This is a genomic window from Caulobacter segnis (assembly GCF_019931575.1).
Classification (GTDB): domain Bacteria; phylum Pseudomonadota; class Alphaproteobacteria; order Caulobacterales; family Caulobacteraceae; genus Caulobacter; species Caulobacter segnis_C.
In genome coordinates, this window is record NZ_CP082923.1 from 1,274,109 (window position 1) to 1,286,493 (window position 12,385).

Here is a 12,385-nt window from a genome sequence, read left to right on the forward strand (position 1 = left end):
GACTCTCCTGTCTCAAGGCTTGAGCCATGGCGTAGTTCCACCACTCGCGAGGATCGACTTGAAGGCGCCGCGCCGTCTGCTCTTGGGTCTGGGCCTGCCGCTGCTGGCCATCGGCGGCTTCTGGCTGTGGGTCTACTGGCCGTCCGGCGCATCGTCTCCTAGGCCGGCGGGGGCGCATGACGAGGCCAACTATCTGCCGTCCTACGTGCCGTCGGTCGACCCGCCCGCGACGACGCCGCCTCTGGTCGGTGGTGTCGAGCGCTGCGACGGGACCGATGCGCCCGACACCGCCGCCGCCGTCAACGCCGCCTCGCTGTCGACCCTGGCCTGGACGCCGTTCGGCAAGCCCGAGACCGGTTGGGAGATCTACGCCCCACGCATCGCCGCCGAGATCGGCACGACCTGCGGCCCGGGTTCGAACGGCTTCGCCTCGGCCCTGGCCCGCTGGCAAGGGGCGCACGGCCTGCGCCAGACCGGTGTCGTCGATCCCGAGATGTTCGCCGCCATGCTGGTCCGCTGGCATCTGGCGCGGCCGTTCGTGCGGACCAATCGCGACGGGATCTGCCCCGGCGCGCCGCCCGAGGCCAATCTGGCGCTGGCGAGGCCCGAAGAAAGCTACGGCGGCAAGGCGATCCGCCTGCGGCCGGGCGCGCTGGAGGCCTATCGGCGCATGCTGGGCGAGGCGAGGGCGGCGGGCGTGCTGCATCGCCCCGACGCCTTGCGGATCTTCTCGGGCTTCCGCGCGCCGGACGCCGACGCCCAGCGCTGCGCGCGCGATCGCAACTGCCAGGGCCTGATCCGCACCATCTGCTCGGCCCACCGCACGGGCCTGGCCATGGACGTGGTGATCGACGCCGCGCCGGGCTTCGGACCCGACAGCTCGGCCGACGCCAACCGGCTGGCGATGGCCCGCTCGCCGCTCTATCGTTGGATGGTGGTCAACGGCGGCCGCTTTGGCTTCGTCAACTACGCCTACGAGCCCTGGCACTGGGAGTGGACGGGCGAGCCGCTGCTGCCCGGCGTGCCGATCGCCAGCCTGCCCAAGGACGGCTCGGAGGCCTTTACGGAACCTCCGGAAGGCTCCACCGCTGGAAAGCCGGCCGCAGCTTCAGGCGCTCGTAATAGGCGCTGACCGCCGGCCAGGTCTCGTGCGCGATCGGCGAGAACAACCAGCGATGCACCGACAGGCCCAGCACGATGTCGGCCAGGGTGAATTGGTCGCCGGCGACATAGCAGCCGGTGTCGACCAGCCGCGCGCTGAGCAGGCCCATGGCCGTGTTCCAGGCCGTCACGCTGGCCTGGATCTGTTCGGCATCGGTGAAGCCCGGCGTCTTGCGGACCAGCCCCGCGAAGGCGTAGCGCCAGGCCGTGTTCAGCTCCGTGGCCTGCCAGTCCATCCACTGGTCGACCAGGGCGCGCTGGCGACGGTCGTCCGGGAACAGCGGCGTGCCCGCGCCCACGTAGCGGCAGATGGCGTTGCTCTCCCAGACCGGCCCGTGCTGGTCGACCAGCACGGGGACCAGGGCGTTGGGATTGAGCTTCATGAATTTCGGGTCGCTGGTCGGCGCGAAGCCCTGGCCCCAGTCCTCGCGCTCATAGGCGAGCCCCAACTCGTCCAAGGTCCACAGCACCTTGCGGACATTGATCGACGAGGTGCGGCCGAGGACCTTGGGGATCGTCATCGGGTCATCCAGGGCTTTGACTTGCCGGTCGGGGCGGCGGCGCTCGCGCGCTCGACCTTGCCGCTGGAGGCCTTGGGGCCGTGGCCGTGCTTGCCCTGGGCGGCCTTCTTCAGGCGCAGGGCGCGCTGCATCGGCGTTTCGTCCGCCGGAGGATCTGTCTTGTCGGTCATCAGGGCGATGTAGGCCTGGAATGGCGCCTTGAGAAGGCCGCGCTTGAAGGTCAATCTGGAAAGATGTCGTTCCGTCGTTCGGTTCCCGTGCTGATCGCCCTCGCCGCCGCGCTCGCGGGGGCGCCGGCGCTGGCGCGGCAGTCGGCGCCGAAGGCCGAGCCCAATGAGGTCTCGCCGGTGCTGATCCTGCCGCCGACCTTGCCGCCCAAGCTGGTCTCGACCTATCCGGCCCAGGACCAGACCGTGGCCCCCGGCGTGCTGATCCTGAAGGTCGCCTTCGACCAGCAGATGTCGCCGACCAGTTGGAACTACGCCCCGGCGGAGGGCGCAGAGCCGATGGACTGCGTGAAGACGCCCCGGCTGCTGCCCGACCAGAAGACCTTCGTCCTGCTGTGCCGGGTGCTGGCCAACCGAACCTATGGCGTGACCCTGAACGCCCAGCGGACGGGCGGATTCGTCAACCTCGGCGACAATCCCGCCCAGACCGCCGCCCTGACCTTCAAGGTCGACTCCGACGCGCCGATCACCACCGTGCGGCGGGCCATGGAGGCGGCCAAGCTGCTGCCGGACCAGATGCCCGTGCAGGACGCGCCGATGGCGGTGGCGTCGGGAGCGGGTCGCTAGCTCAAGCTTCTAGCGCGCGCCTGCGCCTTGCCGCATCATCGTCCGATGACGGGGGAATCGAACGGGCGCGACTGGACGGGGGCGGACCTCGCGGTGGTGGTTGGCGACTATGTCGCCCAGCTGGAGAAGACGCTCGCCGGCAAGCCGGTCGACCGCGCGACCCACGACCGCACCGTGCGCTTCGTCACCGGCAAGTCGGACATGCCGATCAGCTGGAAGCAGGGCGAGATCTCGGCGGTGCTGTCGCTGATCGGCCTGCCGACCCTCAAGGACATGCCGCCCCGCTGGTCTTATGACGAGGCCGTGCTGGAGGCGGTTGAGGCGCAGCTGGCGGCCAAGCCCAGCCTGCTCAGCGTCGCCGTTCGCCCCGCCGCCCTGTTCGCCGCGCCGCCGGCCGTTCCGTTGATTGAGGCGGCTCCGCCCAAGCCGATGCCGATGGACGAGCGGCTGGTCCGCGCCATACGGCGCTTTGACATGTCCTCCCGCGAGGCCGAGGACCGCTTCCTGCGGGGGCTGGGCGTGACCAGCGTGGTCACCCACGAGGCCCGCCGCCTGTCGGAGCGCGGCCGCCCGGACCTCGCCGCCCGGGTCCGTCCCGCCAATGGCGGCGACCCCGAGGGCTGCGACGTGATCGGCTTCGGCCTGGACGAGAGCCCGCGCCTGCTGGTGGTCAAGACCACCCTGGCCGGTGAACTGGCGCCGTTCGCCCTCAGCCAGGCCGAATACGCCCTGTCCGACGCCCAGCCGGACGCCTTCCGCATCCGCCGCGTCTACGACCTGCTGGGCGAGGCGCGCTTCTACAGGCTGAAGCCGCCGTTCGCGTGAGGCGGCAAAGAAAAAGGCACCGGCCTTTCGACCGGCGCCCAGGCAGCCTTGGCAGGTAGGCTCGGCTCTAGAAGGTGTAAGACGCGCCCAGGAAGAACTGGCGGCCGGTGGTGCTGAACACCCGCTGCGAGCGGCGTTGCTTGCCGCTCCACTGGTCGGCTTCCTGATTGGTGATGTTCAGGGCGTCGAAGGTCAGCTTCAGCTTGTCTGTCAGCTTGTACGAGAGCGAGGCGTCGACATTGGTCGTCGCGTAGCTGCCGTTCGCGTCCGGCACTTCCGACTTGAAGGGCAGGGCGGTCAGGTACTCGTCGCGATAGGCCACCGAGACGCGGGCCGACAGCTTGTCGTCCTCGTAGTACAGGGTGGCGTTCACCGAGTGCGGCGAGACGTTCAGGAACTGGTCGTGGATCTGCGTCGCCGGGGTCGTGGCCGTGCCCGTCGACAGGTAGTAGAGCACCGAGCTGTCGACATAGGTGTAGTTCAGCATCGCGCCGGTGTGGCGCAGGAGCCCGGGCAGGAAGCTGAAGGGCTGCTGGTAGTTGATTTCCAGACCACGGATGTAGCCGCCCTGGGTGTTGCGCGAGCGGGTCACCAGATAGGGCGTCGAGGCGTCCTGGCCGGCCGGCAGCAAGGCCAGCGGCAGGCCGGTCGAGCCATAGGCCTCGGTCGTGGCGATCGTCTGGATCGAGCTCTCGATCTCCTTGTCGAACACCGTGGCCGACAGGATCACGCCCTCGCTGGGATACCATTCCAGGCTGAAGTCGTAGTTCTTGGCGCGATAAGGATCCAGGAACGGGTTGCCGATCGAGGCGGTCTGGGCGCCGAAGGTCGTGTTGACCGAACCGCCCGGCGTCAGGTTGCCGAAGCTGGGACGGGCCATGACCTTGGCCGCGGCGAAGCGGGCGACCAAGTTCTCGCGCACGTCCAGGGCCAAGTTCAGCGAGGGCAGCCAATCGCTGTACTTGTTGTTGACCGTGATCTGCGAGGTCAGCGAGGTGTAGCCGGTGGCGTCCAGGTCGGTCTTGACGTAGCGCACGCCGACGTTACCGCGCAGGCGGCGGCCGTTCAGGACCTCGGTGTCGAAGTCGGTCTGCAGGTAGGCGGCGGTGTCCTTCTCCTGGACCTGGCGATTGTTGCCCAGGGCCGAGTTGATGGCCAGGGTGAAGTCGCCGTACTTGTTGGCGCAGTTGCACAGCAGGCCAAGCTTGCTGATGTAGGCGTCGACGTCCGGCACCACCCAGCTGGTCACGGAGCCGGCCGGCAGGCCCAGCTGCTTGCCGAAGCCCGTGATCGTCTCGCTCAGCGGGGCCGAGCCGGGGAAGTCGGCGGCGAACTGGGCGAAGTTGAACGGGATGGTGCCCGTGGCCGTCACGCCGGTCGCGCCGTTGTTGCCGTACAGACGCTGGACCTGCTTGGTCTGGAAGTCGAACGACTTCAGCGCCACGCCGGCCTTGATCGTGAACACGTCGTTCAGGCGGTACTTGGCGTTGGCTTCGGCCGTGGCCAGGGTGTTGAACACCGCCGCCTTGACGACGCGGATGTCCGGCGTCAGGCCGGTGCCGGCGTTGGTGAAGGTGACGTTGGCCGGGTTGGTGACGTCGTAGCCGTAGTTGATGAACGGGCGGCGGGCGTCCTCGCGAGCGTCCCAGACATAACCGGCCTTGTTGAAGCCGTCATAGGACATCAGCACGTCCCAGGGCTGCTTGAAGTCCGACCCCGAGTGGCCGACCTTCACGTCGCCGCTCAGCCGGTCGTTGAAGCGATGATCCAGCGTCAGGCCGATCTGGTGGGTCTTGGTCGTGGTCTGGCTGCGTTCCTCGATGTGCTTGATGTCGACATTGTTGATCTTCATGTAGTCGACTTGGCCGGTCGGCAGCACGTGGACATCCATGATCTGGGCGTCGACCCGGCCGGCGAACAGCGGGAAGGCCGCGCTGGCGCCGTTGACGTTGCGGTTCAGCGAGGCGTTCGACAGGGCGTAGTCGGTGCGGTCCTGGTCGAACTTCGAATAGACCAGGTCCAGGGTGATGTCGGTCTTGTCGGTCGGACGCCATTGCAGCGCGCCGGTCATGCCCAGGCGCTTCTGGTCCAGCTCGAACCGACCCAGGCCCGGGTTGCGGGGCAGGAAGACGTTGGGCTGGTTGATCGCCGCATAGGCTGTCGGATCCGACGGCAGGCCCGAGAAGCACTGGCCAGCCGGTCGGTTGCCCGAACCCGACAGCGGGTTCACGTACGGGATGGCGGTGTTGACCACCTGGCTGCCGGCCTGGGAGGCGATGTCGACCGCCGTGCCGCAGAAGCCGTTGTTGGCGTCGGAGTAGTCCGACTGTGAGGTGTCGCTGTAGCCTTCTTCCTGCTGCTTGCGCTCGTTATAGGCCAGCGAGAACAGGGCCCCGAAATTGCCCCAGGTGTCGCTGATCAGGCCGGCGAAGCGCGGCGCCTTGGACTTGTTGTTGTCGTAGTAGGCGGCCTGGGCCGAGGCGGCGGCGCGGAAGCCCTTCTTGTCGAACGGACGGCCGGTCTGCAGGTCGACGGTGGCGGCCAGCGACCCCTCGTCCATCTCGGCCGACTGCGACTTGCTGACGGTGACGCTGTTGAACAGCTCCGAGGCGAAGGTCGAGAAGTCGAAGCCGCGCGAGCGGTTGATGCCGGCGGTGACGCCAAGGGTCGAGCCGGTGGTGGCCGAATAGGCTTCGATGCCGTTCAGGGTGGTGCGCACGAAGTCGCCGCCCAGGCCGCGCACGGTGATGTTGCGGCCCTCGCCGCCGTCACGGGTGATCGAGACGCCCGGGATGCGCTGGATCGACTCGGCCAGGTTCGCGTCCGGGAAGCTGGCCATGTCGTCGGCCTTGATGACGTCGACGATGTTGTTGGAGATCCGCTTGGTGTTGATCGCGCTGGTCAGGCTGGCCCGGAAGCCGGTGACGACCACCTCCTCGACCGCCGTGTCGTCGGGCGCGGCCGGCGCGGGAGCCGTTTGCGCGGACGCCGCGACGGCGGTCAGCAGCGACGCGCCCAGGCAAAGCGCCAGCACCGAGCATCCCGAACGCAGGACGCCATTGTTCTTGGACTGCGAGCCCATCTGTTTCCTCTCCCTGGCCGCGTTCCGACGGCCTTTGTTGATCGTGTGGGGCCGCCTTCGTTGGCGGCTCTCCGTTGGGAGGGCGGGGCGGGTACGCTTTACGAACAGATGCTCGAGATTACGGGCGGCCCACTATTCTCATATATTGAGAGTGCATCCCAACTTGTAGTCAGGATACGCCTGTTCGGCGACAGCGCCAGTGCAAATTGGCGGTGGCCGCTACGTTATTGCGGATTTGCAACATGCGCTCCCGCATCGTGGGAGCAGGTCCACCGACGGTTGGTCGAGGACGGGCGTCCGACCGGTCTGGTGGACTAGCGGACGCCGCGCCCGGCCGTTTAGGTCGCGGGACGGCGTCCGTGTCCGGCCGTTTTCAGGCCTGCTTGATGAAGTCGATGATCACGCCGGCTTCGCTCTTGTCCTGGTAGGCGATGACGATTGTGTCGCCGAAGTGGATCTGCATCTGGCGCAGCAGGGGCAGGGGATCGTGGTCGTTGACGAAGCGCATCGCCTCGCCGGGCTCCAGGACCTCCAGCGCGCCGAAGATGGCGGCGTGGCGGAAGCGCTTGGCGACGGCGCGCGCGTCGAAGGGATAGATCGCCAGGACGGGGACGCTGGCTTCGGTCGGGGTCGGGGACAAGGTCTGGCTCATGAGGCTCCTCCATCGAAAGAACCCTGGTTAGGCTGTCGCCCGGCCCCGGTCGTTGGCGGCCGACAAGCTCGCGCGGCGTCAGGACGGCGGCTTGCCGTTGCGCGTGAACAGCGTGCGCGGCGCGCGGACCGGCGCGTCGCCCAGCTCCTCCAGCATGCGCTTGAACCGCTCGCCGAGCGTGGGCGCGGCGGTCGCCGAGGAGGGCTCCTCCTCGACCCGGGTCACCTCGGGGACGAAACGCCTGACGACCTGCTCGACGCGGGCCTTCAGCGTCATCCGCGACGAGGGGCAGCCGCCGCAGGCGCCCAGCATGCGGATCCACAGCACGCCGGTTGCGGCGTCGAAGCGCTGGAAGACGATGTCGCCGCCGTCCCGGGCCACGCCGGGGCGGATGTGCAGGCCCAGCACCTGCTGAATCTCGCTGACGATCTCGTCGTCCGAGATCGCGTCCTCGGGCGCCTCGCCCAGCAGGGCCGGCTCGCCGCTAGTCAGGTGCTCGGCCAGGGCCAGCAGCACCTGGGCCTTGAGCTCGCCCCAGCCCGCTCCGTCCGCCGCGCGCTGGACCGTCAGGAAGTCCTCGGCCAACAGGCAGCGCTTGACGCCCGGGATGGCGAACAGGCGGGCGGCCAGGGGCGAGCGGGCGGTGGTCGCCGCGTCATGCTCCAGCGACTGGGTCCCCTGCGCGCCGGCGATCCGCGTCAGGAACTTCAGGGCGTCGGGATTGGGCGTCTGCTCGGTCAGGATCAGCATGGCGGAGCTACAGCCCGTGTGCGCCGGCCACGGCGCCGAAGATCGCGATCAGACTGACCGCCAGCAAGGCCCAATGCATCACCGCCAGCCGGCGGAAAGCGCGGGCGGGATCGCGGCTCTGCGCCATGCGCCGATGCAGAACCAGCGGCTCGGCCATGAACAGGATCAGGGCGAAGAGCGTCCACACGCCGACCATCGCATGCAGCCACCAAGCGGTCGGATCGGAAAAGCGCGACCACAGCGCCAGGCGGTGAACCATCCAGAAGCCGGTGACGCCTACCACGGCGACGCAGGCGCGGGCCACCCAGGCGAACCGCCCCTCCAGCCGGTGGAAGGCCTGCAGCCGCCGCGCGGGCGCGTAGTCGGCCGCCAGGCCCGGTAGCAGAACCGTAGTCACGAAGACGACGCCGCCGATCCAGATCACCACGCCTAGCACATGCGCGGCGCGGACGATGGCCAGTTCCTGCACCATGGGACTGCCTCCTGCGGCGCAGTCTGCCAAGGCGGAGAGCAGCGATCGTTGTGCTCGCGCAAACTCGGGCGGCTAGCGTTTGGCGAGGTTCTCGGCGAGGTCCGACGGCTCACCTTGCGTAAGTGACGTCAGCGATGAGTCAAAAACGCCCCCGACGGCTTCCGCTGACGAGGGCGTTCAAATCACTCAGCCGGCTAGCTCGGAAGCCGATCAATCCTCGTCCATCTTCAGGGCGGCGATGAAGGCTTCCTGCGGGATTTCGACCTTGCCGAACTGGCGCATGCGCTTCTTGCCTTCCTTCTGCTTGTCCAGAAGCTTGCGCTTGCGGCTGGCGTCGCCGCCGTAGCACTTGGCGGTCACGTCCTTGCGGAGGGCGCGCACGGTTTCGCGGGCGATGATCCGGCCGCCGATGGCCGCCTGGATCGGGATGACGAACATGTGCTGGGGGATGAGCTCCTTCATCTTCTCGCACATGCCGCGGCCGCGGCTTTCGGCGCGGCTACGGTGGACCAGCATCGAAAGGGCGTCGACGGGCTCGCTGTTGACCAGGATCGACATCTTGACGAGGTCGCCGGCGCGGTAGTCCTCGAGCTGGTAGTCGAAGCTGGCGTAGCCCTTCGAGATCGACTTCAGGCGGTCGTAGAAGTCGAACACCACCTCGTTCAGCGGCAGGTCGTAGACGACCATGGCGCGGCTGCCGACGTAGGAGAGCTCGCGCTGCATGCCGCGACGGTCCTGGCACAGCTTGATCACGCCGCCCAGGTACTCGTCGGGGGTGAAGATCGTGGCCTTGATCCAGGGCTCGGCGATCTCCTCGATCTGCATGACGTCGGGCAGGTCGGCGGGGTTGTGCAGCTCCATCTCGTCGCCGTTGCGCAGCTTGATCTTGTAGACCACCGAGGGGGCGGTCGCGATCAGGTCGAGGTCGAACTCGCGGGACAGACGCTCCTGGATGATCTCCAGGTGAAGGAGGCCGAGGAAGCCGCAGCGGAAGCCGAAGCCCAGGGCGGCGCTGCTTTCCATCTCGTAGGTGAAGCTGGCGTCGTTCAGGCGCAGCTTGCCGACGGCGGCGCGCAGGTCCTCGAAGTCGGCGGCGTCGACCGGGAAGAGGCCGCAGAACACCACCGGGACGACTTCCTTGAAGCCCTTGAGGGCTTCGGCGGTGGGCTTCTTCTCGTCGGTGATGGTGTCGCCGACGGCGGCGTCGGCCACTTCCTTGATCGAGGCGGTGAAGAAGCCAACTTCGCCGGGGCCCAGCTCCGCGACGTCGGTGGCCTTGGGCGTGAACACGCCGACCTTGTCGAGCTTGTGGGTGGCGCCGGTCTGCATCATGCGGACCTGCTGGCCGGCCTTCAGCACACCATCGAAGATACGAACGAGGACCACGACGCCGAGGTAGGGGTCGTACCAGGCGTCGACCAGCAGCGCCTTCAGCGGGGCGTTGCGGTCGCCCTTGGGGGCGGGCAGGCGGGTGACGATGGCTTCCAGCACGTCGGGGATGCCCAGGCCGGTCTTGGCCGAGCACTCGACGGCGTCGCTGGCGTCCAGGCCGATGACCTCCTCGATCTGCGCCTTGACCCGGTCGACGTCGGCGGCCGGCAGGTCGACCTTGTTCAGGACCGGGACGATCTCGTGGTTGTTGTCGATGGCCTGGTAGACGTTGGCTAGGGTCTGGGCTTCCACGCCCTGGCTGGCGTCGACGACCAGGATCGAGCCCTCGCAGGCGGCCAGCGAGCGGCTGACCTCGTAGGCGAAGTCGACGTGGCCGGGGGTATCCATCAGGTTGAGGACGTAGGTCTCGCCGTCGGCGGCCTTGTAGTTCAGGCGCACGGTCTGCGCCTTGATGGTGATGCCGCGCTCCTTCTCGATGTCCATGTTGTCGAGCACCTGGGCGCTCATCTCGCGCGCGGTGAGGCCGCCGGTCGTCTGGATCAGACGGTCCGAGAGCGTGGACTTGCCGTGGTCGATGTGCGCGACGATTGAAAAGTTGCGGATCTTGTCGAGGGGCGTCGAAGTCATGCGCGTGCGTCTAGCACATTTGGCCCGGTTCGCGAGGGGCTGAGCGCATCCTGGATGCGGCGACGCGCCGCGCATGCTTAACCGCTCGTTAAGTTTGGAGCCGCAAACCGGTCTCAATGGCTTGCAACAGTGTTGCAATCAATTCGATCCGGAGGCCCTGCATGGACCGTCGCAAGCTGATCCTCTCGGGCGCCGCCGCCAGCCTCGGCGCCGCCGCGACCGAGGCCATGGCGAGGCAGTCGTACGAGCGTCTTCCGCCGCCGACGCCGATCCAGGACGCCGCGCCGAGCTCCGGCTACGACGCCGGCGCCAACGCCGCCCCGGCCAGCCCCGGCCAGAATCCGCCGCCGGCGGGCTCGACCGGGCCGAATTACCAGACGGGTGGCGCCTCGACCTATTCCGCCGACGAGATGGTCCGCGCCACGTCCGACTTCCTGGGCGTGACGGCCGAGAGCGCCGGCGCGGCGATCGAGAAGGTCTTCAAGGACAAGGGTCAGCCCACCGCATATGTCGCCGGGGAGGAGGGCTCGGGCGCCTTCGTGGCCGGGCTGCGTTATGGCCGCGGCCTGCTGTACATGAAGGGGCGTCCGACGCTGGAGGTGTTCTGGCAGGGCCCGTCAATCGGCTGGGATTGGGGCGGCAACGCCAGCCGCGTCTTCACCCTCTGCTATAACCTGCAGTATCCCGACGCTGTCTTCCGCCGGTTCCCGGGCGTGGAGGGCAGCGCCTATCTGATCGGCGGCCTGGGCGTGAACTACCAGAAGGCCGACGAGATCACCCTGGCCCCGATCCGCGCCGGCGTCGGCCTGCGCCTGGGCGCGAACGTCGGCTATCTGGGCTATAGCCGTCAGCGGCGCTGGTTGCCGTTCTAGACTCGCCTCAGCCGCCCCAAACCTGTTTCAGGCGCGCGTCGCGCCCGCAGCCGGTGCGGTAGAGGTTGTAGTCCAGCGCGTGCCGCTTGGCGTAATCGCGGTGGTATTCCTCGGCCGGATAGAAGGTCTGCAGGGGCAGGATCTGAGCCTTCATCGTGCCGGTCTTGAGGCGCTTGGCGGCTTCGTCGCGGGACTTCTCGGCGATCAGGCGCTGGGCGGGGGTGACGAAGAGGGCGGGGCGGTACGAGGGGCCGCGATCGCAGAACTGGCCGCCGTCGTCGGTCGGGTCGACCAGCTTCCAGTAGCGGTAGAGCAGGAAGCCATAGTCCAGCTTGGCCGGGTCATAGGTGACGCGCACCGACTCGTAGTGGCCGCTTCTCTCGCTGGTGACGTCGCGATAGGTCGGGTTCTTGACGTGGCCGCCGGTGTAGCCGCTCTCGACTTTCAGCACGCCCGGGATGCCGCCCATGTCGTGCTCCATGCACCAGAAGCAGCCGCCGGCGAACACGGCGGTCTCGGTCTTGAGCGTGGCGGCGGCCGAGGCGCTGACGCCGCCGAGGGCGAAGAGGGTGGCGAGAAGGGCGAACAATCGGCGCATCGGGAACTCTCCAAGGGAACTCATCCCTGGATACGCACGATGCGGGGAGAAGGTTACAGCCGCCAGCCGAAACCGACGCCGCGCACCGATGGACACGACGCCAGGCGCGACGCCAGAATCTCGGCGCGGTCGTCGCCCTGGTCGTCGATCTCGAGCCTAATGGCCAAATGCTGGCCCTCGGGAGCGGCGGACAGGGCGCGCAGGCGGGCCTGCTGCACCGAGGCCACGCCCAGCACCCGCATGAGGGCGTCAGGCGTGTCTTCGGCGGTTACGAGGAAGAGGCGGCGCCTAAGAGCAGCAAAAGCGCCTTCCTCGGGTTTGGCTGCGTCTACAAGCGCATTCACGGGCGAAACCACTGGTGCTCGACCGAGGCCGAATTGACGCCGGGCCAGGCGGCCAAGTCGCGGGCCAGCAGACGTGCGGCCTGGTCGCCCAGGTGACGAACGCGCAGGGACGCTTCGACGATCTGGCCGACCGGCTTCATCGTCAGGCCGCACAGCTCGGCGCCGCTGTCGGCCAGGCTGGCGCGGACGGCGTCCAGGGCGCTCGGCGCGTCCTGGGCGGCCAGCAGCAGCTGGTGGACGGTGACGCCTTCCTGGTCGCTATGGAAGGCCGGTGGAGAGGGCAGGTAGCTCATTG

Annotated in this window: 14 protein-coding genes; 4 read left to right on the forward strand and 10 right to left on the reverse strand. The window is 68.1% G+C overall.

All coding sequences use genetic code 11. From position 1 onward, the window contains the following. Positions 1-58 precede the first annotated feature (58 nt). Positions 59-1,132 carry a M15 family metallopeptidase gene (locus K8940_RS05855; protein WP_223393691.1) on the forward strand — a complete coding sequence of 358 codons (1,074 nt, stop codon included), beginning with the start codon at positions 59-61 and terminating at the stop codon, positions 1,130-1,132. On the opposite strand, the gene K8940_RS05860 is transcribed toward K8940_RS05855, so the two are convergent. Beyond that, the gene (locus tag K8940_RS05860; protein ID WP_223393693.1) at positions 1,062-1,682 is read right to left on the reverse strand and encodes a glutathione S-transferase family protein; all 621 of its coding nucleotides are present in this window, start codon (positions 1,680-1,682) and stop codon (positions 1,062-1,064) included. The genes K8940_RS05855 and K8940_RS05860 overlap by 71 nt on opposite strands. Next, positions 1,679-1,852, reverse strand: coding sequence for a hypothetical protein (locus K8940_RS05865; protein ID WP_223395783.1), 174 nt, complete (start codon positions 1,850-1,852; stop codon positions 1,679-1,681). Before K8940_RS05865 ends, K8940_RS05860 begins: the two co-directional genes overlap by 4 nt. A gap of 63 nt (positions 1,853-1,915) precedes the next feature. Here K8940_RS05865 and K8940_RS05870 point away from each other — a divergent pair, with 63 nt between their 5' ends. After that, positions 1,916-2,476 carry a hypothetical protein gene (locus K8940_RS05870; protein WP_223393695.1) on the forward strand — a complete coding sequence of 187 codons (561 nt, stop codon included), beginning with the start codon at positions 1,916-1,918 and terminating at the stop codon, positions 2,474-2,476. Positions 2,477-2,521: 45 nt separating this feature from the next. After that, complete coding sequence (locus K8940_RS05875; protein WP_223393697.1) at positions 2,522-3,301, forward strand: hypothetical protein; 780 nt, start codon at positions 2,522-2,524, stop codon at positions 3,299-3,301. A gap of 67 nt (positions 3,302-3,368) precedes the next feature. Here K8940_RS05875 and K8940_RS05880 read toward each other — a convergent pair whose 3' ends face one another. The 5 genes from K8940_RS05880 to lepA form a co-directional block, all read right to left on the reverse strand. After that, complete coding sequence (locus K8940_RS05880) at positions 3,369-6,383, reverse strand: TonB-dependent receptor (protein ID WP_223393699.1); 3,015 nt, start codon at positions 6,381-6,383, stop codon at positions 3,369-3,371. Between the two features lie 373 nt (positions 6,384-6,756). After that, positions 6,757-7,035, reverse strand: a complete 279-nt coding sequence (locus tag K8940_RS05885; protein ID WP_223393701.1) for a DUF2249 domain-containing protein — start codon at positions 7,033-7,035, stop codon at positions 6,757-6,759. Positions 7,036-7,113: 78 nt separating this feature from the next. Then, positions 7,114-7,785, reverse strand: coding sequence for a NifU family protein (locus tag K8940_RS05890; protein WP_223393702.1), 672 nt, complete (start codon positions 7,783-7,785; stop codon positions 7,114-7,116). 7 nt (positions 7,786-7,792) lie between these two features. Continuing rightward, complete coding sequence (locus K8940_RS05895) at positions 7,793-8,257, reverse strand: CopD family protein (protein WP_223393704.1); 465 nt, start codon at positions 8,255-8,257, stop codon at positions 7,793-7,795. A gap of 210 nt (positions 8,258-8,467) precedes the next feature. Beyond that, the gene (gene lepA / locus K8940_RS05900; protein WP_223393706.1) at positions 8,468-10,276 is read right to left on the reverse strand and encodes a translation elongation factor 4; all 1,809 of its coding nucleotides are present in this window, start codon (positions 10,274-10,276) and stop codon (positions 8,468-8,470) included. A gap of 161 nt (positions 10,277-10,437) precedes the next feature. On the opposite strand from lepA, the gene K8940_RS05905 reads away from it, so the two are divergent. Next, positions 10,438-11,148 carry a DUF1134 domain-containing protein gene (locus K8940_RS05905; RefSeq protein ID WP_223393708.1) on the forward strand — a complete coding sequence of 237 codons (711 nt, stop codon included), beginning with the start codon at positions 10,438-10,440 and terminating at the stop codon, positions 11,146-11,148. Between the two features lie 7 nt (positions 11,149-11,155). Here the strand turns inward: K8940_RS05905 and msrA are convergent, their stop codons facing one another. Genes msrA through K8940_RS05920 form a run of 3 tightly spaced genes read right to left on the reverse strand, consistent with a single transcriptional unit; the run spans position 11,156 to position 12,383 of the window. Then, the gene (gene msrA / locus K8940_RS05910) at positions 11,156-11,746 is read right to left on the reverse strand and encodes a peptide-methionine (S)-S-oxide reductase MsrA (RefSeq protein WP_223393710.1); all 591 of its coding nucleotides are present in this window, start codon (positions 11,744-11,746) and stop codon (positions 11,156-11,158) included. A gap of 53 nt (positions 11,747-11,799) precedes the next feature. After that, on the reverse strand, positions 11,800-12,102 hold the full coding sequence (locus tag K8940_RS05915; RefSeq protein WP_223393712.1) for a hypothetical protein: 303 nt from the start codon (positions 12,100-12,102) through the stop codon (positions 11,800-11,802). Then, complete coding sequence (locus K8940_RS05920; protein ID WP_223393714.1) at positions 12,087-12,383, reverse strand: hypothetical protein; 297 nt, start codon at positions 12,381-12,383, stop codon at positions 12,087-12,089. Before K8940_RS05920 ends, K8940_RS05915 begins: the two co-directional genes overlap by 16 nt. Positions 12,384-12,385: the final 2 nt, after the last annotated feature.

Coding starts and splice junctions, on each gene's coding strand:
- K8940_RS05860 (WP_223393693.1), bottom strand. CDS start 1,682: ATGACGATCCCCAAGGTCCTCGGCCGCACCTCGTCGATCAATGTCCGC.
- K8940_RS05865 (WP_223395783.1), bottom strand. CDS start 1,852: ATGACCGACAAGACAGATCCTCCGGCGGACGAAACGCCGATGCAGCGC.
- K8940_RS05870 (WP_223393695.1), top strand. CDS start 1,916: ATGTCGTTCCGTCGTTCGGTTCCCGTGCTGATCGCCCTCGCCGCCGCG.
- K8940_RS05875 (WP_223393697.1), top strand. CDS start 2,522: ATGACGGGGGAATCGAACGGGCGCGACTGGACGGGGGCGGACCTCGCG.
- K8940_RS05880 (WP_223393699.1), bottom strand. CDS start 6,383: ATGGGCTCGCAGTCCAAGAACAATGGCGTCCTGCGTTCGGGATGCTCG.
- K8940_RS05885 (WP_223393701.1), bottom strand. CDS start 7,035: ATGAGCCAGACCTTGTCCCCGACCCCGACCGAAGCCAGCGTCCCCGTC.
- K8940_RS05890 (WP_223393702.1), bottom strand. CDS start 7,785: ATGCTGATCCTGACCGAGCAGACGCCCAATCCCGACGCCCTGAAGTTC.
- K8940_RS05895 (WP_223393704.1), bottom strand. CDS start 8,257: ATGGTGCAGGAACTGGCCATCGTCCGCGCCGCGCATGTGCTAGGCGTG.
- lepA (WP_223393706.1), bottom strand. CDS start 10,276: ATGACTTCGACGCCCCTCGACAAGATCCGCAACTTTTCAATCGTCGCG.
- K8940_RS05905 (WP_223393708.1), top strand. CDS start 10,438: ATGGACCGTCGCAAGCTGATCCTCTCGGGCGCCGCCGCCAGCCTCGGC.
- msrA (WP_223393710.1), bottom strand. CDS start 11,746: ATGCGCCGATTGTTCGCCCTTCTCGCCACCCTCTTCGCCCTCGGCGGC.
- K8940_RS05920 (WP_223393714.1), bottom strand. CDS start 12,383: ATGAGCTACCTGCCCTCTCCACCGGCCTTCCATAGCGACCAGGAAGGC.